Annotated in this window: 21 protein-coding genes and 1 other RNA gene; 11 read left to right on the top strand and 11 right to left on the bottom strand. The window is 38.5% G+C overall.

Features of this window, described 5'->3' with window-relative positions:
• The first annotated feature begins 41 nt into the window (after positions 1-41).
• Both der and OW492_RS09615 read left to right on the top strand, forming a co-directional pair.
• The gene (gene der / locus OW492_RS09620; protein WP_290039742.1) at positions 42-1,505 is read left to right on the top strand and encodes a ribosome biogenesis GTPase Der; all 1,464 of its coding nucleotides are present in this window, start codon (positions 42-44) and stop codon (positions 1,503-1,505) included.
• A 3-nt stretch (positions 1,506-1,508) separates the two neighbouring features.
• Complete coding sequence (locus tag OW492_RS09615; protein WP_290039741.1) at positions 1,509-1,733, top strand: zinc ribbon domain-containing protein; 225 nt, start codon at positions 1,509-1,511, stop codon at positions 1,731-1,733.
• A gap of 104 nt (positions 1,734-1,837) precedes the next feature.
• Here OW492_RS09615 and OW492_RS09610 read toward each other — a convergent pair whose 3' ends face one another.
• From OW492_RS09610 to OW492_RS09595, 4 genes are read right to left on the bottom strand one after another with little or no spacing between them, the layout of a single operon-like run.
• Entirely contained in the window at positions 1,838-2,419 is a 582-nt protein-coding gene (locus tag OW492_RS09610; protein ID WP_290039740.1) for a BON domain-containing protein, read from the bottom strand.
• A gap of 8 nt (positions 2,420-2,427) precedes the next feature.
• Positions 2,428-3,015: an SIS domain-containing protein gene (locus tag OW492_RS09605; protein WP_290039739.1), complete on the bottom strand. Its 588-nt coding sequence runs from the start codon at positions 3,013-3,015 to the stop codon at positions 2,428-2,430.
• A gap of 8 nt (positions 3,016-3,023) precedes the next feature.
• On the bottom strand, positions 3,024-3,392 hold the full coding sequence (locus OW492_RS09600) for a YraN family protein (protein ID WP_290039738.1): 369 nt from the start codon (positions 3,390-3,392) through the stop codon (positions 3,024-3,026).
• Positions 3,361-5,493 (bottom strand): penicillin-binding protein activator, encoded by a 2,133-nt coding sequence (locus tag OW492_RS09595; RefSeq protein ID WP_290039737.1) that lies wholly within the window; start codon positions 5,491-5,493, stop codon positions 3,361-3,363. The genes OW492_RS09600 and OW492_RS09595 overlap by 32 nt, the downstream gene beginning before the upstream one ends.
• A 118-nt stretch (positions 5,494-5,611) precedes the next feature.
• Here OW492_RS09595 and rsmI point away from each other — a divergent pair, with 118 nt between their 5' ends.
• The 5 genes from rsmI to OW492_RS09570 all read left to right on the top strand — a co-directional run bounded on the left by rsmI (position 5,612) and on the right by OW492_RS09570 (position 9,396).
• A complete protein-coding gene (rsmI, locus tag OW492_RS09590) occupies positions 5,612-6,472 on the top strand; it encodes a 16S rRNA (cytidine(1402)-2'-O)-methyltransferase (RefSeq protein WP_290039736.1) in 861 nt (286 codons plus the stop codon).
• Between the two features lie 38 nt (positions 6,473-6,510).
• Positions 6,511-6,883, top strand: an RNA gene (gene rnpB, locus OW492_RS09585) — RNase P RNA component class A.
• Positions 6,884-7,345: 462 nt separating this feature from the next.
• Positions 7,346-8,167: a hypothetical protein gene (locus OW492_RS09580; protein ID WP_290039735.1), complete on the top strand. Its 822-nt coding sequence runs from the start codon at positions 7,346-7,348 to the stop codon at positions 8,165-8,167.
• Positions 8,168-8,339: 172 nt separating this feature from the next.
• Positions 8,340-8,732, top strand: coding sequence for a hypothetical protein (locus tag OW492_RS09575; protein ID WP_290039734.1), 393 nt, complete (start codon positions 8,340-8,342; stop codon positions 8,730-8,732).
• Between the two features lie 295 nt (positions 8,733-9,027).
• Positions 9,028-9,396 carry a hypothetical protein gene (locus OW492_RS09570; RefSeq protein ID WP_290039733.1) on the top strand — a complete coding sequence of 123 codons (369 nt, stop codon included), beginning with the start codon at positions 9,028-9,030 and terminating at the stop codon, positions 9,394-9,396.
• Between the two features lie 532 nt (positions 9,397-9,928).
• Here the strand turns inward: OW492_RS09570 and OW492_RS09565 are convergent.
• Positions 9,929-11,326, bottom strand: coding sequence for an SLC13 family permease (locus OW492_RS09565; RefSeq protein ID WP_290039732.1), 1,398 nt, complete (start codon positions 11,324-11,326; stop codon positions 9,929-9,931).
• Positions 11,327-11,415: 89 nt separating this feature from the next.
• On the opposite strand from OW492_RS09565, the gene OW492_RS09560 reads away from it, so the two are divergent.
• Positions 11,416-12,216 carry a helix-turn-helix transcriptional regulator gene (locus tag OW492_RS09560; RefSeq protein WP_290039731.1) on the top strand — a complete coding sequence of 267 codons (801 nt, stop codon included), beginning with the start codon at positions 11,416-11,418 and terminating at the stop codon, positions 12,214-12,216.
• Between the two features lie 117 nt (positions 12,217-12,333).
• Here OW492_RS09560 and OW492_RS09555 read toward each other — a convergent pair whose 3' ends face one another.
• The 4 genes from OW492_RS09555 to OW492_RS09540 all read right to left on the bottom strand — a co-directional run bounded on the left by OW492_RS09555 (position 12,334) and on the right by OW492_RS09540 (position 15,283).
• Positions 12,334-13,065 carry an anti-sigma factor gene (locus OW492_RS09555; RefSeq protein ID WP_290039730.1) on the bottom strand — a complete coding sequence of 244 codons (732 nt, stop codon included), beginning with the start codon at positions 13,063-13,065 and terminating at the stop codon, positions 12,334-12,336.
• Positions 13,062-13,634: a sigma-70 family RNA polymerase sigma factor gene (locus tag OW492_RS09550; RefSeq protein WP_290039729.1), complete on the bottom strand. Its 573-nt coding sequence runs from the start codon at positions 13,632-13,634 to the stop codon at positions 13,062-13,064. Before OW492_RS09550 ends, OW492_RS09555 begins: the two co-directional genes overlap by 4 nt.
• A 101-nt stretch (positions 13,635-13,735) precedes the next feature.
• Positions 13,736-14,287, bottom strand: coding sequence for a DUF3455 domain-containing protein (locus tag OW492_RS09545; protein WP_290039728.1), 552 nt, complete (start codon positions 14,285-14,287; stop codon positions 13,736-13,738).
• Between the two features lie 498 nt (positions 14,288-14,785).
• A complete protein-coding gene (locus tag OW492_RS09540) occupies positions 14,786-15,283 on the bottom strand; it encodes a GNAT family N-acetyltransferase (protein ID WP_290039727.1) in 498 nt (165 codons plus the stop codon).
• A 981-nt stretch (positions 15,284-16,264) separates the two neighbouring features.
• Here OW492_RS09540 and OW492_RS09535 point away from each other — a divergent pair.
• Complete coding sequence (locus OW492_RS09535; RefSeq protein ID WP_290039726.1) at positions 16,265-18,163, top strand: polysaccharide lyase family 7 protein; 1,899 nt, start codon at positions 16,265-16,267, stop codon at positions 18,161-18,163.
• A gap of 119 nt (positions 18,164-18,282) precedes the next feature.
• On the opposite strand, the gene OW492_RS09530 is transcribed toward OW492_RS09535, so the two are convergent.
• Positions 18,283-20,274 (bottom strand): TonB-dependent receptor, encoded by a 1,992-nt coding sequence (locus OW492_RS09530; protein WP_290039725.1) that lies wholly within the window; start codon positions 20,272-20,274, stop codon positions 18,283-18,285.
• Positions 20,275-21,017: 743 nt separating this feature from the next.
• Here OW492_RS09530 and OW492_RS09525 point away from each other — a divergent pair.
• The gene (locus OW492_RS09525) at positions 21,018-21,752 is read left to right on the top strand and encodes a hypothetical protein (protein ID WP_290039724.1); all 735 of its coding nucleotides are present in this window, start codon (positions 21,018-21,020) and stop codon (positions 21,750-21,752) included.
• Complete coding sequence (locus OW492_RS09520) at positions 21,743-22,792, top strand: 3-oxoacyl-[acyl-carrier-protein] synthase III C-terminal domain-containing protein (protein ID WP_290039723.1); 1,050 nt, start codon at positions 21,743-21,745, stop codon at positions 22,790-22,792. The genes OW492_RS09525 and OW492_RS09520 overlap by 10 nt, the downstream gene beginning before the upstream one ends.
• Positions 22,793-22,858: 66 nt before the next feature.
• On the opposite strand, the gene OW492_RS09515 is transcribed toward OW492_RS09520, so the two are convergent.
• Positions 22,859-23,290, bottom strand: a complete 432-nt coding sequence (locus OW492_RS09515) for a hypothetical protein (protein WP_290039722.1) — start codon at positions 23,288-23,290, stop codon at positions 22,859-22,861.
• Positions 23,291-23,627: the final 337 nt, after the last annotated feature.

The raw sequence follows: 23,627 nt of genomic DNA, 5'->3' as shown, positions 1-23,627 counted from the left end.
TGTGCATGGGGCTTTTTTAGTTTTATAGGATTTCAAAATATATGTTACCAGTCATCGCTTTAGTAGGTCGCCCTAATGTAGGTAAATCTACGCTTTTCAATCGTTTAACACGTACCCGAGATGCGTTAGTTGCCGATTTCCCTGGCTTAACGCGTGACCGTAAATATGGTCAGGCGAAAGTTGAAGAACTTGAGTTTATCGTGATTGATACCGGTGGTATTCAAGGCGATGAAGAGGGGATTGATGCATTAATGGCAGAGCAATCACTGATTGCTGTCGAAGAAGCGGATGCAGTTTTATTTTTAGTAGATGCGCGTGTGGGGTTAACTGTAGCTGATGAAGCGATTGCTGCACACCTGCGTAAGCAAAATAAAAAAGTTATGGTGGTTGCTAATAAAACTGATGGTATCGATGCTGACTCAATGTGTGGTGAGTTCTACGCATTAGCCTTGGGTGAGATCTTCCAAATCGCTGCAGCACACGGTAAAGGTGTGCGTCAGATGATTGATGCAGCACTAGAAGAGTTCCAAGAAGAAAACCCAGTAACAGATGAAGTTGATGAGTACGAATTCGCATTAGAATACGATGATGAAGACGAAGACAAAATTGCTAAAGAGCAAGAGCGCCTTGCAAACTTACCCATTAAATTAGCATTAATTGGTCGTCCAAATGTAGGTAAATCAACACTGACTAACCGTATTTTGGGTGAAGAACGTGTATTAGTTTACGATATGCCAGGAACAACACGTGATAGTGTTTATATTCCAATGGAACGTGATGGACGTGAATATGTATTGATCGATACTGCTGGTGTACGTAAGCGTAAAAAAGTTAATGAAACCGTAGAAAAATTCTCTGTAATTAAAACCCTAAAAGCAATTGAAGACTCAAACGTTGTATTGTTAATTATCGATGCTCGTGATGGTATATCAGATCAAGATTTAAGCTTATTAGGTTATACCTTAAATTCAGGTCGTTCATTAGTGATTGCCGTGAACAAATGGGACGGCATGACAGAATACGATAAAGAGCGTGTTAAAACAGAATTAGACCGTCGTTTAGGTTTTATCGACTTTGCTAAAATACACTTTATTTCTGCGTTACATGGTACAGGGGTAGGTCACTTGTTTGAATCAGTTGAAGAGGCGTATATGTCTTCAACTAAACGTATCTCTACAGCGATGCTAACACGTATTATGGGCATGGCAACAGATGACCATGAGCCACCAATGGTTGGGGCGCGTCGTGTTAAATTACGTTATGCGCATGCGGGTGGTTACAACCCTCCATTAATCGTAATTCACGGTAACCAAGTGAAGAAATTAGCTGACTCTTACAAGCGTTACTTAATGAATTACTTCCGTCGTACATTAGGCATTATGGGCACGCCAATTCGTATCGAATTTAGAGAAGGTAGCAACCCATTTGAAGGTCGTCGTAACAAATTAACGCCGCATCAAATGTATAAGCGTCAACGTATGATGCGTCATCATAATAAGAAGTAATAAATGCAATTGCTTTGCCCGCATTGTGAATCAGAATTAATTCGTAGTGGTGAGTCAAAACGCCGCTGTGAAGCATGCCACACTGATTTTATACTTAGTATCGAGTGTCATGAATGTGGGGAAGCATTACAGCGTTTAAAAGCCTGTGGCGCTGTTAATTTTTGGTGTGACCATTGTAACGAGTTAAAGAGTAAATCTTCGGCAAGTTATATATTGGTTGATGCTTAATAAAATGACTTTTAGCCATTAAAAAGGAGTGTTGATACACTCCTTTTTTAATTTATGGAAATTGCTTTTGAGAATTTTTCTGAGGATGAATGATTAGAGCCGAGCTATTTAGCTGGGATAATCTCAAACACTCTCACTACCTGCTTTACACCATCAATATTACTGGTGATCTCAGTGGCAAAGTCAGACATCTCTTTGGTTACTTGGCCAATTAAAAATACTTCCGCATCTTCAGTCACTACTTTAATTTTTAATGGATTAATCTTGTCGTGACCTGTTAATTGGCTTTTCACTTTAGTGGTTAACCAAGTGTCTTGTGTTTGTTGCACAATACTAATCGGTTGATTAATGCGTAATTGATTATAAACACCTGCCACCCCCTTAATATTGTTTAATAAGCTTTCAATCTCATTACTGTGCTCTTGAGAATCAATCTGACCGATTAATAATAGGTAGCTATTATTGGCGACGATATTAATGCGAATCTCTTTACTATAAGCATCTGAAGCAACGATGGCGTCGATAGCTGCTTCTGCTAAGTCATCATCCTTCACTAGTTGTGCAATGCTGCGTTCATCACTGCTTACTGCTACAGCAGTACCTGCTGCAACGATTAAACCTCCGGCACAGCCTTGTAACGCAAGTGTGGACAATAAAAGTGTAACGATATAAAAAGGTGATCTCATTGTCTGTCCTAATATTGAGGGAATAACTGTTGGTCTATTAAATCGCTTAAGCAATTTACTACTAACATGTGGATCTCTTCAATACGCGCACCTTTATCACTTGGTGCACGAATTTCGATATCATCTGTGCCTAACAGGCCGGCAATCTCACCGCCATCAACACCTGTCATGGCAATTATTTGAATATTTTTGCTTAATGCTGTTTCCACTGCCTTCACCATATTACGGCTATTACCACCGTGGCTGATAGTGATTAACACATCACCCGGTTGTGCTAAGGCTGAAATTTGACGTGCATAAATTTGGTCAAAGTGACTGTCACTGGCAATTGCTGATACTAAAGATGAATCAGATGTGATCGCAATCGCTGGCAGAGCAGGGCGGTCTGTTTCATATTTATTTAGTAAATGTGACGCGAATATCTGTGCTAAACCTGCTGCACCACCATTGCCACAGATTAATAATTTGTGGCCGTTTATTAAACAATCTTTTAATAAAATGGCCGCTGCTTCAATTTGTTCTGGTAAGGCTTCTGCGGCAACGATTTTTGTTTGAATGCTCTCTGCAAAGTGAGCTTGGATTTTTTCATTAACCATGTGATTTATTACTCTTGAAATGCATCTTGTATCCATTGCGGTTGTATTGCTGACTCACTAATAGCAATAACATCAAAGCGACAATAAGGTTCATCATCAAGCTGTGATAAATAATGCTTAGCGGTCTTTATTAATTTTCGCTGTTTTTGCGGTGTAATGGAAGCTGTTGCCCCACCAAAATCCTGATTTTTTCTATATCGTACTTCAATAAAGACCAAGGTGCCTTGATCTGACATGATTAAATCGATTTCACCAAACCGACAATAAAAATTTTGACACATTAACAACAAGCCCTGTTTTTGTAAAAACGCCAGAGCTTGTTGTTCGGCTTGAACGCCGCGAGTATTACTGGCTTGAAAGAGGCGAGGTAACTTCAACTAAATTGCCGTCTTCATAGGTCGCCCAGCTTAACTTACTCTCCACTGTATTGCTCGCATCCAAAGTCAGCTCTCCTACTAAACCTGGAAACTTGTAGCCTTCTATCACTTGTAGAGGTTTGAGTTGCTCAATTAGGTTGTAGCTATCATAACCTAAGGCGAATAAACGTAATGTACCTAAACGCTGTTTTGGCCAGATTGCTTGAATTTTTTCATTCATTTGTGATTCATCATTAATTAAGAAATTCACATCTGAGAAAGTTAAACCAGTAAGTTCTTTATCCTGTGTATTAGTAATATCTGCTGAATGACTGCGTGAACTCGCATACAGAGGGATATTCTCAGCAAACGGACTGATAGTCACCGATAGGAAAGGTTTAATGAAGAGCAGTTCACTACGTTTGCTGATAATATAAATAGCATCAACATCACGACGACTTCTTGCTTCAGCTTCTAGTTTTCTGCCCAACATACCTTGCATCTGACTAATACGTTCTTTACTTTGATCCGTATGTAATGCACTTGCTAAGAACTTTCCATAGTCAGAATCTTTAGAGAAGTAATGCGTTTCAGCAGGGTAGCTCTCAACGGTTTCATCTGTTGCTTGTTGTGCTTCAGATAATGACTTCCAACGTGCTTCAAAAGCTGCCGCTGTTCGGCGACCAAAATCAGAATTTGGTGCTAACAGTAATGGTTTTTTATGCTTGTTTTGAAAGATAACTTCAGCTGCTTGCTCGGCTTCACCTTCTGGTGATAGTGGGAATGCATAGTGAATTGACGAAGTACGCTGATCCGCAGGAAAACCATTTAATGCTAATACAGGAATATCTTTCACTAAAGGGAGTAGTACTTCTACATTAGGTTTTAATAGCGGACCAATAACAAATCCAATATGCTGGCTGTGTAGCTGGTCTGCAATTTCTTGCATACTCATCTTGTTTGTATCAAGGAATAACATGTGTGGTGGGGTTGCAATGTAGTCTCTGTCTGAACGTGCAGAACTAATGTTTTGTGCATCACCAGCACTGTTTACTAGGCTCGTATCATAACCTGCATCTTGTTCTTCCTGTTGACGCTTTTTATCATCAGCTTGGTTATAAAAGGCGTAACTAATACCGTATTGAATGGCTTGTGCTGGCTTCTTAAAGCGACCTGTGAGTGGCAATAACACTGCGATTTTAGTTGGCTGGTAAGGACTCGCTTCTGGAATGTTTTTCAATTGTGATGGCATGTAATCAATCACAGGATGCGCTGGGTAAAGTAACTTCCATGCCTCTACACCACGTAATAATTGATTGGTACGTAATTGGTAACGGTGGTAGATACTTGCTAACGAGTACCAACCTTGAACAAAGGCTTGCTCATCGGTTAAAGGAGTCTCATTTGTATTGTTTGTTTGACGTGCGTTTAATTCCGCTTCAATTGCTGCTAACTCACTGTCGAAGGCATTACCTTTTGTTACATCTGAAACAGGTGCCGAAGTCGCGCTTTTATTGTTATTAACAGGTGTGCTATTAAACTGGTTCAATACACTTGGATCAAGCATGTTTAACTCTGACAACATTAAGTCGTTGTATTGTTGTTTTTGCTTACTCACCGTTAATAACGGTGTTAATTCAAATAACGTATCCACTGCTGCCTGATGCTCTTTATTACGCACATGCAGTTCAGTTTTTAGTTTTAGGTAATGTAATTTAGCTGGAACAGAAACTAGCTCTGGATCAACACGTTTTAATGTTTCCATTGTGTCATCAAGTTGGTTCTGTGCATATTGATTATCGGCTATCAATAATAAAAGGTGATTCTTTTGCTGTGTATTCAGCGTTTTATTTTGTAAATATTCAATCACTGAGTCAGCTAAAACATATTTACTTTCTTTGGTTAGCGCCTGTATTGCGGCTAACTGCCATTCAGTATTTTGTGGTTCCTTCACTTCCTCTGCTTTTTGTAGTAAGTATTCCGCTGTTTCATAGAATTCAGTGAACAGAGTAGGCGCGCCTTTTTTATCTTGCCCCACACCAGTACAAGCTGAAATAAGCAAAATGCTCAAAGCAACAAGGTAGAAATGTATAACACGTTTAGATAAATTTGCAGTGGTCAAATTATTGTCCTTTTTAATCAAACTAATTCAAGATCAGTTTTCAGATAGGTATCAAGATGCCTATAGTGTAATATTGCCGACTTAGTTAAACAATCCTTAACACTTATTAGAGTCGAATATGTCTGAAAATAATCAATTAAATAACGAAGTAAGCGCAAAGTTGTACATTGTCGCCACTCCTTTGGGTAATATCGGCGATATTACCTATCGTGCCGTTGAAATCTTAAAAAACGTCGATTTAATTGCTGCCGAAGATACTCGCCACAGTGGTAAACTATTAAGCTACTATCAAATCAGTAAACCTACTTTTCCATTACACGACCACAACGAACGTCAACGCGGTAGTGTTTTGATTGAAAAAATAAAAGCAGGTCAATCTGTTGCATTAATCTCTGACGCTGGTACGCCATTAATCAGCGACCCTGGTTATCATTTAGTTAATGAATGCCGAGAAGCTGGCGTTGATGTTGTACCTGTACCTGGTGCATGTGCTGCAATTACTGCTCTTTCAGCCGCTGGCTTACCTTCTGACCGCTTTTCTTTCGAAGGGTTCTTACCTGTTAAAGAAAAAGCAAAAACAGAGAAGTTAACAGCACTCTCAGAAGAAACTCAAACCATGATCTTTTACGAATCTCCTCGCCGTATGCAGGATACCGTAAAACATATAATTAATATCATGGGGGAAGACAGAAAATTAGTGGTCGCGCGTGAATTAACTAAAATGTTTGAGTCTTATTACGCGTTACCAGCAGGTGAAATGTTGGAATGGTTAGCTTCAGATACTAACCACTGTCGTGGTGAATTTGTGTTAATGGTAGCTGGTGCTGCAAAAGAGCAAGATGCACTGTCTGTCGATGCCATTAAAACGCTAACATTATTGAAAAAAGAATTGCCGCTCAAAAAAGCAGCCGCGATCACAGCTGAAATTCACCACCTTAAGAAAAATGACTTATATAAATGGGGTTTAGAGAACCTCTAGCCCTTGTTATCTCTATTGGTTTCCGTATAATCCGCCGCGGAGTTGGTTAGATCGTCGCCGCTTTAATGGGTTGGTAACTTGTTATCAGTGTTATTAGAGGGGAGGAAAGTCCGGGCTTCAAAGGGCAGGGTGCCAGGTAACGCCTGGGTAGCGCGAGCTAACGACAAGTGCAGCAGAGAGGAGACCGCCTGCTAATTTATTAGTAGGTAAGGGTGAAAGGGTGCGGTAAGAGCGCACCGGCTAATGGGTAATCATTAGTGCAAGGTAAACTCCACCCGAAGCAAGACCAAATAGGCTTCCTGAGGTATGGCCCATACTGGAAGCGGGTAGGTTGCTTGAGCCTGTGAGCGATTACAGGCCTAGACGAATGACGATTCACGACAGAACCCGGCTTATCGACTAACTCCAACCATTTAGCCCCTAGTTTATGAAAATAAACTAGGGGCTTTTTCGTTTCTGGAGCAAGTGACAAGGTACAAGGTTACAAGGTGCAAGGTGCAAGGTTACAAGGTGCAAGGTACAAGGTACAAGGTTACAAGGGGACAAAGTACAAGGTAATGTTACTGGACTAGATGAAGAGTTAAGCGATGAACTCACTTCTTTACATGTTAATACTAAGCTCATTTTGGTGCGGTGTTGGAGACGGTTTTTTATACAGAGGAGTCAATATTCCATATTACCGTTATTAATTCGGATTTTTTCCATCTATTCTCGTGATGAAGATTTGATAAAATAACTTAATTGATTGATTTTATGGTTGATAAAGGTATGTTTATATTAATTTTAACAAATTAACATATTCCGTATTTCCACCTGAAATATGGAATTTTTCGGTTTAATAAACAGTTACATGTACTGTCAAACTGGGGTGGCATGAATAAATTTACGAAATGGATTTTGAATCGGTTATTAAAAAAGCCATGCCCTGTTCAAACCCCGAGAAGCGGTCAATCAGGAAAGAACATAAATTGCTATTCTATAAGTATTTACGATGGTGACTCTCCTATCATGCTGGTTAACTCTATTGAGAGTAATGGTATAACTGGTAGTCACTTTGAAGGAGGTGGTTTCCGTACAGAAGCAATAATCCCGTTTTTACTTTACCCTGGCTTACGTTTACGAATTGAGCATTATCATGGTTTAGTCACACATACATACAAAGGTGTTTGCGATTATATGCTTCATGAGTGGACTTGGTTTTATAAGCTACAGTCGTTCTATGTACTTGCAAAGCACTCTGTTCCCCAATACTTCTTTAATAAAAAGAACCTTCAACTCCCAAAAAGAATGAAGGTTTTAGAAAGTATAATTGTAAAACAATCTGAGGATCCTCATAAATCATTTTCATCACTTGATCTTATGAGTTACATGTATTCAATTAGGTGGTACTTACATCCTCAAAAAACAGAGATGCGTAAAAAAATGGATTTGTATTTATCTTCTTTTGTAGCGTCTGGAGAATTAAAAAATAATGGTAGTAGCTTTGACTTTATAATTACAGGAAAAGCAATTGCCACTTTAGAGCAATATCAAATTGAAACAGCAAGAGCTAAATCTGCAAAATCTGCAAATTCATGGATGCTTCGTCTCACAGCTATATTAGCTTTTTTCGCTGCATTTCAATCTGGTGTAATCGTGTCACCTGCGTGGATTGACTTAGGTAAAATTTGTGGCTGGTTGTCATCGTACATGTAACAACACTCCCTGAGGTGGACAGCTAGTAAAATTTAACTATTAATTGTAAATTTATAAGAAATTACGATTTTTAACTTGTTGTTTTATTTGATTATTAAATTTTATAAATGGCAGTGTATTCTTGTAAATAGAGAAATTCTACAGCCTTGTTAGCATTCATATGGAGAATAGTGTGGAACTCGTAAATCAAATACTAAGTTGGCCAACAATAGTTCAAGGTGTTATAGGCTCTGCTATTTTTTGGTTTATTTTATTTTTTGGGCAAAAATTAACTAAACATACCGAGTCTATTTGGGGGAAACATAAGCATGAGATCGCAACCCGAGATCAACTTATTACACAGGCAATCAACTCTAAGAATCTTGTGACGTTATCAAGCACATTAAGCCTAGGGACATATATGGGAGTTCATTATATTGTTAAGGCTTTTATATTCATTACTCTCGGGTTATCTCTCCAAAGTTTGTTACCCATATTTTCAGTTATTGGTTATTTGGGTGGGGTAATATATTTATTTTTAGCGCTTAGATCTTGTCCGCATCTTAGTGTTTATGACAAGAAGTAATGTTTTATAATTTAGTAAATGCTAACAAGAAGGCTTTGGTTGCAGCCAAAGCTTGGGCCTCACTTTACCTAAACAGGTTTAAAAGGTAACTATTTGGTGGGGTTATTATCCATACAAGGCGCTTAACTGTGACCCAAAACGCTTGGCAGTTTTGCTTCGCAAAAAGTCTAGCCAAGGTTTTGTGCACGTTAGCTTAGCGTTATATACCACACTAAATTCAGTAAAATTGACATGCTATAAGGGTGTTGTTCTGTATAATGGGTTCTAGTTTCAAAATTACAAAAAAGTGACGTCTATGAAATATTTTATGATTCTCGCAACACTATTGATCTCATTTGGAGCTCAAGCTTTACCGAAGCAAAATACGCAAGAGTTCTACGAACAAATGTCTAAGCACTCGCTATGTGCAGCGGCTGCAACCTATACTAATAACGACTCTGCTAGTAATGAAATAACGAATTATATGTATGAAAAGTTAGACTTTTATGCAAACGGCGAATACTTGAGTAATACTAAGCGTGGTTTCATGGTGGGCTATTCTGTTGGTATGTCTCAAGCTGTGTTTGGGCAACTGTACAAGCAACAAGGTGAGCCTAAGGGGATTGCAATAAAAGAGTTTGCTAAAATGGTTTGGGGAAAAATGTGTAAGAATTTAGAGCTATAGCCCTAAACCTAAATTAATCCATTGCAACTACCTTCTGAGCTAGTCATATAACAGGAGAACTATGGGGCATATATGGACGCTCCACATAGTAGTAGCGGACACCCATCTACTTTGAATTAATTTAAAACCTAAACTATCTTTTAGAAGTGCTTATTTCAGCTTCTTGGAGGTAGTGTGTTATGACTCAGTCTCGCCAATCGCAAGTATCGTTATCTGATACCCCTTATTACCATTGTATTTCACGCTGTGTTCGCTGCGCTTATTTATAGAACTATTATGGGACACCCAAAACTTTGACGAGTCACAGAAGATTTTTCTGTCTTTAATTATTTCCTTAATTACCCCACTTAACTATTACTTTAAAAGTGACGAAACATGTTTTGACCTTGGGGCGCTGGGCGAGTTAGCCGGCAGGCTAGTATTACGAGCGGAAGAGCTCTGCGATTCCTTTTTTTAGCCTGCATGCTTTCACCTTTAACCTTTAACCTTTAACCTTTAACCTTTAACCTTTCACCATCCCCATTCCCTAACCTTAATTTATCCAACCTAATAAGTTCCACCATAGATAATCCAGTGGCATGAGTATCACAATGGTGATCAGTGCGAGTGGTAGGGTGATTTTTAACAAACTAGCCAGTGACTCTTTGGCCAGTTGCATGGCAATAATCAATGGCGCAACTTGGTACGGGAAAATAACCGTCGAGAAACCGATCACTTGTGTCATTAATACTGCTGGAACTGAAAAGCCGGTTGCCTGTGCAAAATCAGCTGCCATAGGTGTTAATACTGTCGGCACACCAGGCGTTGTGGTGACTAAACCTGTTACAGTTGAGATTAATGACAAGGATATAAAGCTTAAAAAAGTACTTTCAAGGGAACTTGGCAGTAGATGGATAAATGCTTCACCCATGGTTTCTCCCACGCCAGATACATTCACTAAGGTACCTAAACCTAACGCGGCAGAGACAAATGTCACGGTGCCAAAGTCGATTGAGCTATTGAATTTCTTCGCTTCTAAAACACCGAATTTAGGCATTAATAGAAGAATCGCAGCAACTAAACCCACCCAAGCTGCATTTACGCCATGCAATGAGTCAGTGACCCAAAATAGTAGGGTAATACCTAAAATAACTAATACTTTTAATTGTAATTTATGATCAAACTCAGTCGCTTGTTGCTCTGCTTGTGTTGAATTTTCAGATGCGCTGATGGCGGCAGGGAATAGTTTTAGCACCAACCAAATTAATACTAAGGACTTTACTAAGCCTAAAATAGGAAAGTGCAGTAACAAATATTCCATGTAACCAAAATGGACATCAAATAAATTTTCACTAGAGCCAGCTAAAATCATATTAGGAATATTGGCAGGCAATACTGCAAAGCTTGGCATGTTACAAGCAATGGCTAATGCTGTTGCAATGCCGCGGCGACCATTACTACCTTGCACAAATCCTACTTTTTCTGCCAGTGCCATGCCTACTGGAATCAAAACCACGGCTCTGCCAATGGATGAGGGCATAATAAACCCTAGCATGATAGCGCTGACCACTAGCCCTGCTATCAGGCGTGGGTAGCTGATGGTGAGATGTGGTGCGATAACAGCTGCTAGTCTTTTATCTAACCCTGATGAAGAGATAGCTGAGCCAATAATGAACCCCGCAATAATTAACCAAACGGCAGTGGAGCCAAATCCTGCAAACAATAAATTAGGTTCGATTAATTGTAATGTAATGGCTAACGCAAAAAAGATTAACCCTGTTAAGAAGGGCGGCAGCAATGACGCACTCCAACAGGTAAGTGTAATTAAAATGACCGCAGCGCTATAGGAGAAGGCAGCAGGCTGGTCAGCCATGGGAAATAACATAATATAAACAGCGAATAGGATAAAGACGAATGCGATCGACTTCTTAATACCGATTTTATTTTCCACTTGTTGCATCCTTGATCATCGAAAATGTTGGTAACTAGGTCATTGATGGTTATGATAATCAAACTTTAATGACGTTTTAAGTGTGAATTATGACAAATGATATTCTTGATGCGACAAGGTTGCCGCCGAGTGAGATGGCATACATTATCGACCCAGAACAACCTGTGCTTTCTCATGGCAGAAATATGCGAGCCGAAGCCGGAATGGTGGTGCATGATCATCCGCGTGGACAATTGTTATGGTCAGAGCAAGGCGTGCTTAGAGTAAGCGGTGAAGAGGCGGTTTGGGTAGTTTCATCTACACATGCGATGTGGATACCCGGTGGTATTACCCATCAAGTGAGTAGTGAAACGGACACTAAAATCCGCAACCTTTATATTGACCCTTTTTATCCTGTTAGAAAGCATGAAAAGAATATTGCCATGTTAACCATGACTCCATTAATGCAAGAGATTATATTGCGTTTAACTGATCAGAAAAATCCGTTAACGGAGCAGCGAGTTAAGCATTTGGGGCTAGTAGCGATAGATGAGTTAGCAATATTAGAAAGGAGTGATGTGTATATTCATTCCGGTAAAGACCCGCGTTTGCAACGTTTGGTGAGTTATATGGTACAGCACCCACAACACAATCTGTCTTTGGCTGATTTATCAAGATTAGCAGGGGCGAGTGTTCGTACTATGGAGCGCTTATTTAAAGCTGAAACGGGGATGACCTACCGACAATGGAGAAGTCGCTTTAAATTGATGAATGCATTAGGGCAGTTAAACGAAGGTGAAAGTTCTACGACAGTGGCGCATCAGTTAGGGTATAAAAGTGTCAGTAGTTTTATTCATGCTTTTAAAATGCAGTTTGGTTTTACACCACAAGCCTATGCAGGTAGAAGTTAATTATAAGGGGGCTTGAGATAGGTTGTTGTGTAATGACTGACTATCGTTAAATCCTAAAATAGGAACACAACATTGGTTATTGGTGTTGTGTTCCCATCTTAGTTAATCGCATCGTTATTACATTGAAATACCACGGCCGATTGAGGTGATTGGGCCCGTTGGTTTACCCGTTGGTGAGCCGGTTTCCTGCTCTAGGGTTAACTCAAACAATTGGTTTTCAGTGAGTGGTGGTAGCTTATTGATATCCACTTTAAGCGTTTCGCCTTTTTTCACTAAACCCAATGAGACAGGAGCATCCCAACCTTCTGCTTTAGTCCAGAACTGTAATGCTTTACCTGCTGGTATTTCCACTGCACCTAATGGCACTAGCTGCATTTGGTTACTGTGACTAGTTTGTATTACCCAGCCTGGTGTTTTATCTTCTGGCTGCACTAATACGGCAATATAAGTTGGTTCACTTAGGACTGGTTGTAATGTTTGTAATTTGAAACCCAATACCATTACCAATACTAAACAGACCACTGAAATACCACGCCATACGGACAGGTTGTGCCAAAAAGAGAGTAATGGGTTAGTTGTGCTCTGCACTGCTGGTTTAGGCTGCTTTTCAAGCTCATCTAGGCTACGTTCAATTCGTGCAGATAAAGGTTGAGGTGCGGTAATAGGATCTAATCTATCGGTTAGGGATAAAAAGTGCGCTTGCCATTGATTCACCTGTCTTTGTAATTCAATGCTGCTTGCTAAACGTTGCTCAAATTCATGGCGTTGATCAGCCGTCAAGGTACCTAGCACATATTGTCCTGCTAAATCGTCATCTATCTCAGGAGTTTTGTATGTCTTTTTGTTCATTGTAAACACTCCTTTAAAGCATTTAGACTGCGTTTGATCCAAGATTTGACAGTACCCAGTGGCTTATCAATCAATTTAGCAATTTCGTCTTGTGTATAACCGTCAACATAAGCATGTAATACACATAATTTACGTTCAGGCTCTAGGTGTTCTAAGCAAGTTTGCAGCGACGCTTGGGCAAGATGATCTTCTGCTAATTCTGTCATGTCGTCGGCTTGTCCCGCTGAGGCTAACACTTGGTTATCGCAGAGGTCGAGTAGAAATTCTGGCTCGGCTAATACTTGGCGATTTGTATGTTTAAGTGCATTTAACGCTAAGTTACGGGTTAATGTGTAGATCCAACCACGGGCAGAGCCTAGCTCTTGTTGATAAGCATCTGCATTTTTCCAAATCTTAATAAAAGCATCATGCACTACATCTTCCGATAACGGTTGGTTTTTCAGAATGCGCGTGACCACAGTGAGTAACCTTGATGCTTCTTGCTCGTACAATTGCATTAAAGCGCGACGATCACCCGTTGCACATTGTTGTAGTACGCCTTCATAATCAAATCCTGTTGATGATGACAAATGATTTCCTTAATCAAAAAAGCCCAGTAGGTTACTGGGCATATTAAGGCATTACATTCAGTTACTCTAGAAAATAGTTTTCCAAAGGTGAGAATGAATGCTTATTTTGCTTTCCAGAATAGGTATTCACCAGAGTAATTAACCACGACTTTATGGCCGACCTTATCCATATTACAACCTGTTTCAGGTGCCGCACCGCCGCTTAAATTAATACGTTGTATGTAAGTAACATCTTTTAATGCGCCTGGGCGAGCTGATTCATTAGCTTTTACTAACTGCATTGGAATGCTACCTTTTGCTGAAGGTGATACTGCTAATTGTTTACCAGTGATCGATGAACCATCTAATGACTCCCATGTTGCTGGTGGACCAAAGTAAGACACTAAATGATTACCTTTGTTATCGCTTAAGATGGCACGAGGACCTGCAAACGCCCATTTTGCTTTTTCTTCGTCTGACGTATCTACTTTACATTCCCACGTGATATTGCCTTTTGCAGCGGTAAACATTGCGACTTTGTTTCCTGCGGGTACGCGTACTTCGCTTGGTAAATTATCTTGAGAAAAAGTACCTGCATAAGATTGGCTAGCTGCTGCCATTAATACCGATGCAGCTGTCATTTTTAGTGCTTTCAACATGTATTGGTTTTTCATTGTCGTTTCCCTTTTAATTGGTAAATGTAGAATTTGAAAAACAGTCATTTTTCTACTGTTATTAAGTACTACAATCAGCAAGCTGTTTTGGATGCAGCAATAGTGAAATAAAGTTAAATTATTTTAAAAAAGGCGATGAATAGGAGTTGTAAGTACCATGATTAACTCTTAAGTTGTTGAAGTTAAATTGATTTATTTTTAATGCCTATACATTGTTATTTTTAATAAATTATATGAAATTAAATGATTTTGTTATTAATAGGTGCTTTTTAGGAAATATGCGAAGTATATTTTGGAGCGTTGTCCATTCATCTAAATTAATAGAGAAGTACGGAGATTGGCATACTGGAAGGCTGAAAAGGAGCGAATAGCTTAGCTGCTGATAAGGATAAGCGATCCTAAGACTGCTACTCACAGATTAATACCTAGGGTAAATTAGCTACAGCCCTGAGAATAGAAGCGACCTGCGACTGTTTATTTGGTCTGCTAGCATGAACTTTAGTGTTTACTTTGTAGTTGGTAGCGTAATATTTTCTGTTTATTATTTTCACAATAAAAATAACCTAAATATTTTCCTCCGCTCTTTTCTATCAGTCTTTTGCTCGCGATATTTTTATCAGAGCAGGTAATGATCGCCTGCTCTTTTATTACATGGGTTAATACCCAATTGAGCATTGTGAAAGCAATGCCATTGCCTCTGGCGGTTGGGAGGGTTTCAAAACCGATATGGCCAGTTATATTTTCTATACTTTCATTTGTTCCATGACGAACTCTTATCGCACCTAGTATATGATTCGACTTAATATAGAAGTAGGTCGATATGGGAGGCCAATCTGCTGGTAGCTGTTTACCTTCTGCATAATCTAATCGTTTTTTAAAATAAGTTTGATGATTTTCAATGGTCGATAAATATAAAGGTAAGCCATCCTCAGCACACTGTTTAGCATAGACTAGAAAGCTCTGTAGATGACTCATATCTGCTTTTATGATGTACATATAATGATGCCCCTTATTTTTATCAACGCTGCAATGTCAATGTAGTTGTTTTCATCATTAAAATAGCTCTGCTAGTTAATGGAATAGGCAGTATACAATATAGCGGTTCATTAATTAGTACCATCTCATCAATACTTTATTGTCATATCACAAGGTAGGTTTTGGGGTTACGGCCTCAGCACTTTTTCAGTGAGTGAGAAGGTGGTTTACTCAGCTTTAACACTGCTTTTTTGATTAATTGAATAGAAGTGTAGTGAATACCAATTACACTCATTAATAGCTCTATTTTGCTTGTTAAAATAATTTATTGCTTCGTTGTAAGTTTGCTAATGGGCGTTGCTACTTGCGCCTTAAACAAAATCATTTTCCCTACGTAACATTCAAATCTATTATTTAATAAAATTGCTATAACGGGGATGTCTCCATTTATCTAGGCACAGTCTATATTGATAAAATTTCTTACTTTCATCTTTCTCATGACACCATTATCTTTATAGTATTGTATGAAAAATGATTTAGTTTTTGTGTTTTTCAGTAGTGAGGATAATTTGTGATTATTGATTTTTTATTGTGCAAGTTACTGAAGTATTGGTTATTTATAATAATAATACTTTTGTTGTTCATCTTTTACTTTTACTCAAAGTATTTTGAGCTCAAATTGAGTGTTAATGCAGAGTAAAATATATTTGATAACATATTTTTTAGATATGTTTTTATTTTTGTTATTTATCAGTTGTTTACTTATATTTTGGTAAGTTCAATAAAGAAATCCTGTATTAGTCATAAATGTGAGCAATGAACGTTAAGTCAGTTAAAATTTTGTTTTTGGTCGCTTTTTTCTCTCCTTTTGGTTGTTAAGTATTACAAATTGTCTAATCCTAATCCGCGCATTTTATGCGATAAACAATTTTTAAATTCATCAATGATAGGAGATTAATGCTTTACCACTTCTATGGAATCTAACTCTTAAGGAAATCTTTTATGCAACTCAATACAAAACTTAGATATACAACAGCGCTTGTTGCTGCTGCATTATCTGTCACTGTTATCCCAGCAGCTAATGCGGCATCTGTTAGCATTGTAAATGCTGGTTTTGAAGATGGTTTTACCAGCGATAGCTGGATAGATACAGACCCATCCTCAATTTCTAGTGATCAACGTAGCGGTAGTAAAGCGGCTAAGATCACTGGCGATGGCGGTAAGTTTGAACAAGATGTATCAGTTGAGGCTAATACGGACTATGAACTGACAGCATATATCAAAGGCACAGGGAAAATAGGTGCAACAGTAGATGGCACGCGTTATACACGTACTGGTGGTGGCGATGACTATGAACTTGTGACTGCCTCTTTTAACTCTGGTTCCGCAACCACTATTACTATTTTTGGTAACTATTATGGTGATGAAGCGCGTTTTGATGACTTTGCTTTAACTAGTACTGGGTCGAGCGAATCGGTTGAGGAAAGTATTGATTCAGGCACGTGTAGTGGTAGTGCTTCATTAGCGATAGATTCAGCAAGTGATGATGGTACTAACGATGGTCATGGTCCTGAAAATGCGATTGATAAAAATACCACAAGTGATTCTCGTTGGTCTTCAAAGGGAGTAGGCAAAGCCATTACCTTTGATTTGGGTGGTGAAGCATCTGTAAAAGAGTTAGCAATACAGTGGTATAAGGGCAGTGAGCGTAGTTCTTATTTCGACATAGAAACATCAACAGATAACAGCAATTGGTCTTCGGTTTACGCTGGTGGTATATCGTCAGGCAGTGATACAAGTTATGAAAGTATTGATGTCACTGATTCTGAAGCCCGTTACGTTCGTGTAACAGGCTCTGGTAATTCTGCAGGTTCAACGTGGAATAGTATCGTTGAAACACAAATATTAGGTTGTTCTGATGGTGGAGTAGAGGAATCGATTACAGAAGACACAACCGAGGAAACAGAAGAGTCAACGGTTGAAGAGACTTTCGTTGGCAGTTGTAATATTGATATGTCAATTTGGGGTTACACAACCGGTGACGGTGTTTCGATGAACGATGTGGATGATATTCAAGACTTAGTGGATAACAAAACATTAGGCTCAAATGGAGCAGAAGAGATCACTTGGGAAGATGGTTGTCCTACCTTTACTGTCGCAAATGATGCTGCCAGCTCTGGTGGTTCAACTTACCCTCGCTCTGAATTACGTGAGTTGATGGCAAGGTACACAGATGGCGGTGATGCAAACGTTAAAGGCTTTACTAAAAACAATTGGGTAACTAGTGAAGCATCTGAAAGCAATCAAGACTTGGTAGGTGGTGTTGACGGCAACATGAAAGCGACGTTAATTGTCAATACGGTATCGGTTGATGCGGACAGTGAAGATCAAATTGGTCGTATTATCGTTGGCCAAATTCATGGTGAAGATCATGAGCCAGTGAAAATCTACTACCGTAAATTACCTGAGCATGAAAAAGGCTCTGTATTCTTTACTGTGGATGATTCTAGCGGTGACCCAGGCGATCGTATTAATGTAATTGGTTTTACTGATAAAAACGATACGGATCAAGATGCAAGTGGGGACCCAGTTGAGCCAGAAAACGGTATTGCTTTGGGTGATGAGTGGAGTTATGAGATTGACCTAACAGGTGACCAATTAAAGGTAACGGTATGGCATGACGGTTACACTTATACGACTGCTGATTCAATTGAGTATACTAAAACACGATCTAAGCAGTTAATTCGTGTATCAAGCGACACGGATGCGATCACCATTGATGATTTTTATGCCGATGATTACATGTACTTTAAAGCCGGTTTATATAACCAAAATAAAACAGGAACAAGCTCGCCTGATTATGCATCGGTTACGTTTAAAGTGATTGATGTTAGCCATTAATAAGGCCTGTATTATTAACTCAGTTATTTTATAACGAGTATTTTATACACAATAAAAAAGCCCTGTCATTCCAACATGATGACAGGGCTTTTTATTCATTTACCGTTAGTTATGGCTAATTAGAACTGGTAAGAAGCAGATATTTTGATGTTACGTCCAGGTTCATAGTCCGTTGTGTATCTATCTTCTTCTAGACTCGTGTAATTAGAAGCATGTGAAGCATATTGCTCATCAAAGATATTATCGATACCAGCTGTTAATGTTAGGTCTTGCACTTGTTTAGGCATCCATTGAATAGATAAATCATGTACATCGTAACCCGCTTTCGAGGTATCTTCTGATACATCTTTATGCAAATCTAACGTCACCATACTTGTCCAGTTTACTTTCACGTTGACGCTTGGGAAGGTGTAACCTAGGTTAAGTGAGAAACTATCACCTACTTCATTATCCAATGCTTGGCCAACTGTTTTTAGGTAATCTGAGTTAGCATCTTCATTAACATCGGTGTATTCAGAATCAGAGTGTGAGTATGTTAAACGGCTAGTGAATTGACCTTTACGCATGTTAACACTTGATTCAACACCTTTAATTTGCACGTCACCTAAGTTCTCAATACCCACTTTACCAGTGATTGAGTTATCAATGTAATCATCAATTTGCGTTTCAAATAAGGTAACAGAGAAACCAAATGTATCCATACCCGCAAAGTTTAGTGTTTCGTAAGATAAACCTAACTCATAGTTGATACCCGTTTCAGCTTTTAGATCTGGGTTGTCATCATGTACTGTTGATAAAAATGAACCTGGTAATGCAGGACCTTGGAATAACTCTGTTGCACTTGCACGAGTAGTCCATTGATCATTAATCATGTATTCAGCTGCTAATGCAAAGCTTACCTCTTTGAATGTTTCATCAGATGAATTTGCATCCATTGCATAGACATCGTAACGGACACCTGGAGTCACTAAAAGCTTGTCAGTTAATGCTATTTCATTTTCTGCATATACAGCGATGCTTTTAGTTGATTCTTTATTGCCTACTCTTTCGCCGTCAGTGGTTCTTTCCGCATCTTGTGTTTGACCTTCAATACCGTAGCGTAACGTATAAGAGGCTTCACTTGCTTGAACATCAGTCTCTGCCAATACTTTGAAACCTATGTTGTTGGTAATACCTTCATTATTGGTACTGCCTTCACCGTAATCTGGATTATAAGTCATGGTGTTACTGTACAGTGTTGAGTTAATCTGAGTTTGGGCGAGTGATAACTCGTGGTTTAACGTGATAGTTTCTCTGTTATATGAAATATCATAGATTGCGCCTGTTGGATCATACTCTGCACCTAAGTTGGTTCGAAGTGCATAGTCACCTGAATCATCGTAGTAGTCATAACTCAGCTCTAATCTATTTGAATCACTGAAGTTAAAACCTGCTTTTAGTAAGATATTTTGCATCTTACCTTCTTGGCCTAGTTTCTCGTTACCTTCACCGTCAACAGAGTTGTTACGGTCAATCGCGTTATAATACGCTAAGAAATCAAAGTGCTCATTGATACGTGAATAAACAGTACCTGAGTATGAGTAATAATCATTGTCTGCATAACCACCGTAAATACGTGCTCCTACTGTTTCACCCTCTCTTAATAGGTCGTCAGCATCTTTAGTTTCAAAAGCTACGCCACCACTCAAACCACCATTAATGATAGAGTTTGTGCCTACTTGTAAATCAACAGATTGAAGAATATCTGGATTGATTAGCAGGTTACCAACGTGATGGAATACATTGTTACTTTGGTCTGCGCCATCAATAGTGATATTTAAATCTGTTTCAGTTACACCACGAATATTAATCGATTGGTTTAGTGAGTGCGAGCCGCCTACATCAACACCTGCTTGGTCACGTAACAAAACACTTACGTGGTGAGCTTGTTTTGATTCAATATCATGTGTTAATAAAGACGTTTCGTTGTTAATTTGGGTACCCCAAACCTCAACTACACCATAAGTTGTTGCCGTAGATATTTCTGACTCTGTTGCAAATGCAGAAGCAGAAAGTACTGAGCTGATCATGATGGTAATAGGTAGGCGCTTGAATGGTAATGAATTATGCATTGTTTATCTCATCCTGAAATAATACTGAACTTATTTTAACGTTATCAATCATATAGATAACTTACACAGAGTAGGAACGCTGTTAATAGGTACGGTATAGATATAAAAACTTACTTTTTCGGTAATGATTATCATTAACGTGATTTGCAGGGGATTAGACTTTATATTGATATTAAAGGCAATCATTCTCATATGCATTTAAGAGATATTGATTATGCGCATAATAAATGTAAGTTATGTAAAGATTTTTATCATGTTGATTTTAATGTTTTTATTTTTTAATAGAATCATTGATAAAATAATGAAGCATTGTGTTGTATTAAATAATAATAACATTCGATGTTTAAATTTTGATTTTTTTGCTTATTCGGGGTTAGATCTAGGTCAATCAATACCTATAAGCAAATAAACTAAGTATTTCTCAACTTTCCCTTTTGCCCATCACCACTTTTGTCGTCACTTTTAAGCATTTAATGCGCTGAACGCATGCCATCACGATTGCTCTTTTTTATATCAGCAAAATATAAGTCATTTATTATGTTTGCCGTTCATCACGAATAATTGAATTAAAAACGGCTTTATTGAGGTCTTTTATTAGTAATAAATTATTTATATTACTGAGGAAAGTGAGCTGATGACTTTGAATGACAAAGGAAGCATTTATATGACTGTGTATGTACTGGTTTCTGTGAAATCCCAAGTAGTTTCCGCTGATGATTGTTGTATTCAGCAAGGTGGGTGGTATGCCTCATAATCAGTCGCGTTGCTTTCTATTACCTAATGCACATCAAGCTCATGTGCCGATAATATCTAACGCCAATGGCCAACGTATTAGTGACTGGATCAATAACCCTGATAATTGTGCTGCAGATTGGTCTGCTGACGAGCAATTCATCCTGGCTCATTTGATCCCGCTATTACTATGTGGTGAACAATCTGCACAGTTAGTTTTTAATCAAGAAATTACGCGCTTATTTTCGCAATCAACTGCTGAAAACCAAGTTATGATTAATAGCTTAATTGAGGTAGAACAAGACGAGTCTCGTCATGATCAAGCCTTGCAATGGATACTTGAGCATTTACCGGTTGTGCCAACACAGAAAAAGATACAAGGCCAAGCAAGATTGTTTTATGCCAAGTTAGGCAGGAGAGAGTGGCGGTGCCAGCATTTTATTAAAATTGCCGTATTAGATGCTTGTGTTACTCAAATTATGCATGAATTTGAGCATTCATTATTAGGCAGCTCTCATCCTTTTGCCATACTTTGCGGTTTGATTAAAAAAGATGAAGCTAAACACGTTTATATAGCAAAACATCATGCTCAAGTGCTAGGAGCAACATCTGCTATGTTTAAGTTAGAACAAGCAGTGGTTAGTCAGAGTTTACACAAACTACTAGCAACACAAGAGCAGCATTTTTCAGCATTAGGCGTAGATCTAGCACGTATCTTTAGTGCTTTGGAGGCCAAATGGCAGTAACTTTTGCACCGAATGACCTTAATTTATTATCAATTAATGCAGTATTACCTCCTCAACAAGTAACCAATAAAACTTTGTTTGATACCCTTGAAACCTTATGTGGTCGAACTATAAAAAGAAAGGCTGAAATCATTGCTAATCGCTTAGGGGTTCAGAAGCGACATTTGGTACGAGATTTAACTACCCCCCTGAGTGCCTGTATTCCATCAAGTATTGATATGAGCAGTGAAGCTTTAACAAATGCTCTTTTGTCAGCTAATCTATCTGCCTCTGATCTTGGTTATTTATTAAGTCATACTTGCACGCCACATACACAAGTTCCGCCTAATGCTTCATGGATTGCTGATAAGCTTGCGGTGAATGCTCCTTACTTGGAACTACGACAAGCTTGTACTGGTTTTGCTAATGCCTTACAAATTGCTAGCGCCTTTAGCTTAAGTGAGCCTAAGCCTTTAGCAATTGTCGGTTGTGAAACTGGCTCAGTATATTTTGATATCAATAAAGACTTTATTAGTACCTCTCAATTGGTCAATTATATGCAAATGGGGGATGGTTGTGCCGCGGCGATAGTGCAACATGCAACTCAATCAAAGCAACGTATTAGTGATATGTATATTGGTCAAATTGGCCATGGTAAGGAACCTGGTTTTTACTTAGATGGTGGATCAAATACGGTTGGCGCAGGAGAAATGGCGCGCTTTCACCATAATACTGAAGCGGTTAAAAAAAGCGGGGAAAAGCTGTTTGAGCTTGGTTTGCAGGCAGTGCTATCACGTGGTTATCAGGTAGAGGATTTTGATTATATTTTACCACATCAAGCTAATGGGCATATCGATACTATGATCGCAAAAAAACTAGGTGTCCCCATACAAGGTGTGATTAATGATGGCAAAGTGTTAGGTAATTTAGGCTCTGCTGCTATTTGGGTTAGTTTAGCAAGAATGATCAATTCAGGTAAGTTGAAGAGGGGAGATAAAGTGGTTGTATTAGGGGCTGAAGCAACTAAGTACCTCTATGGTGGCTTTGTGTATACTCATTAGAGTAAATAGGCAGAGTTTGTCAGCTTTATTTAACAAACTCTGTCCTTATTGTTCATACTATTTAACTTAATATTGGTATTGGTACTTTTGCGTTAATCTTTGTAGTTTAAAAAAGTATTCGTTGTTATTTATTTCACCGTTTTTGTATTGAAACTCTAATATTAACAGCTCTTCCTCATGTTGCTTTTTGAGGCGATAAGCGGTCATATCATAGTTAATTTTCATGGCGCCATTCCAACCATTGACTGGTTCCCACAAAATAGAAATTGGCCATAGCAGCAGGTTAGTAATACCGCGTCCTGGGTTGCCTGTATAAAAGGACCCAGCACCAGGTAATACACCTAGTAAGGCACCTAAAGTAGGTGTTTTTTCTTCTACTAATACACCATCGTTTTCAAATGCGGCATACTCTCTTTCTTGTCTATCAGTTAATCCACCCACACATCCAGATAATGTTAAAAAAGCACAATTTAACATTATAATTTTTGCAAACTTCATTATTTTTCCTTTTAAAATTTAGGACTGATAATTTTTAAAGGTGATATTGGTTGAAAAGTGTAGGGTTACCATTAACTAAACAGCATTGACTACCTTTAAAACTATCATTTTTATTATTATTGTTATTAAAAAATAATGAGTCTGTTCTAATACTAATTTCATTAATTAAATGAGCTATCTCCTGCTTTAAGTGACTTATTTAAAGGGGAATTAATTGTGCAAAAAGGGATCTATTTACATTAAATTCTACTTTTAGTTTAGCCATTGCTATTCAGGATACTATTCACTTTTTTAATGTTATCGGTATGACAAGCTATTTTCCTTCCTTTGATTAAAT

It is taken from the genome of Psychromonas sp. 14N.309.X.WAT.B.A12, from assembly GCF_030397575.1.
Taxonomy (GTDB): Bacteria; Pseudomonadota; Gammaproteobacteria; order Enterobacterales; family Psychromonadaceae; genus Psychromonas.
Note: the sequence above shows the minus strand (reverse complement) of the source record. Positions and strands in the feature narration are given on the sequence as shown.